The sequence below is a fragment of the Desulforhopalus vacuolatus genome, from assembly GCF_016918505.1.
GTDB lineage: Bacteria > Desulfobacterota > Desulfobulbia > Desulfobulbales > Desulfocapsaceae > Desulforhopalus > Desulforhopalus vacuolatus.
Genome location: NZ_JAFFPZ010000087.1, coordinates 1 through 1,219, shown reverse-complemented (window position 1 = coordinate 1,219; position 1,219 = coordinate 1). Strand labels below are relative to the sequence as shown.

The following is a 1,219-nucleotide window of genomic DNA, read 5'->3' as shown; positions in this document are numbered from 1 at the left end:
TAATCTTCTAAGGAGGTTACGATGGATTTTGTAACTTTTCGCTCCCGGCGATATGCTGTCCCATCACAAACACACTTACTCAAACCAACAAAGCAGGCCTTGGTCAATGCACCACCGCTTCGATCAAGATCCAACAAACCATTGGCGATGAACACTGAAGATCTGCTGAACATTCTTACATACTATCACCTGCAGGAATTCTCATCCGGTAGAGAGTTAATTCAAGCTCTGCAGGAAGATGATTATGCCCGAGACCTTATTGCACCTGCTGGGGGCATAAAGCGTTCAACTTTTTTCGATACTGTCAATGACCGTGGTGTAGAGCAACTTCTCCATGTTTTTACCGAACTGCAAAAACAGATCCCTGGTTCTTTACCGTCACAATACTTTGATCTGGGTGATCTTGTTGCTCTTGATGGATCTCTTATCGATTCCGTTCTCTCAATGCACTGGGCAGAGTATAGAAGCAAAACAAAAAAAGCAAAACTTCATCTCGGCTTTGACCTGAACCATGGGGTTCCTCATAAGTTGTTTCTGACGGAAGGTAAAGGAGCAGAAAGACCTTTTGTCAGTAAAATTATCAACCCTGGTCAAACGGGCGTGCTGGATAGAGGATACCAGGCACACAAGCTGTTTGACCAATGGCAGCTGGATGGTTGTCATTTTGTTTGTCGCATAAAAAGAAATACCAGAAAAACCATAATCGAAGAACTTCCTGTAGAGGAAAATTCTCATGTTTTCTTTGATGCTAATGTTTTGCTGGGCACTCCTTATATCAATCAAAGTACAGAGCCGCTCCGTCTTGTCGGTTATAATATCGCTGGCAAGCAGTACTGGGTTGCCACAGACAGATTCGATCTGTCTGCCGAACAGATAGCATTTATATACAAACTCCGTTGGAATATCGAAAATTTCTTTGCATGGTGGAAGCGTCACCTCAAAGTCTACCATCTCTTTGCCAGAAGTAAGAACGGCATGATGGTTCAGATATTGTCCGGCTTGATTACTTATATTCTCTTGGCAATTTACTGTCAGGAAAAACACGGTGAATCTGTCTCTATTCGCCGTGTTCGTCAACTGCGTAATCAGATTCGTAATGAAGCAAGACAGCAGGCAGCAGAACAGGCAGCAGCTATGCAAATACACAAACGAAAATGCAGTCCACGACCACGAAAACGGTTAAAAAAGAAACATGCAATTTTCTAACCGGACACCACTG

At 43.2% G+C, this 1,219-nt stretch carries 1 protein-coding gene; it reads left to right on the top strand.

Annotation, left to right across the window (positions count from 1 at the left end):
* The first annotated feature begins 21 nt into the window (after window positions 1–21).
* A complete protein-coding gene (locus tag JWG39_RS15995; protein WP_205220438.1) occupies window positions 22–1,206 on the top strand; it encodes an IS4 family transposase in 1,185 nt (394 codons plus the stop codon).
* Window positions 1,207–1,219: the final 13 nt, after the last annotated feature.

Coding starts and splice junctions, on each gene's coding strand:
- JWG39_RS15995 (WP_205220438.1), top strand. CDS start 22: ATGGATTTTGTAACTTTTCGCTCCCGGCGATATGCTGTCCCATCACAA.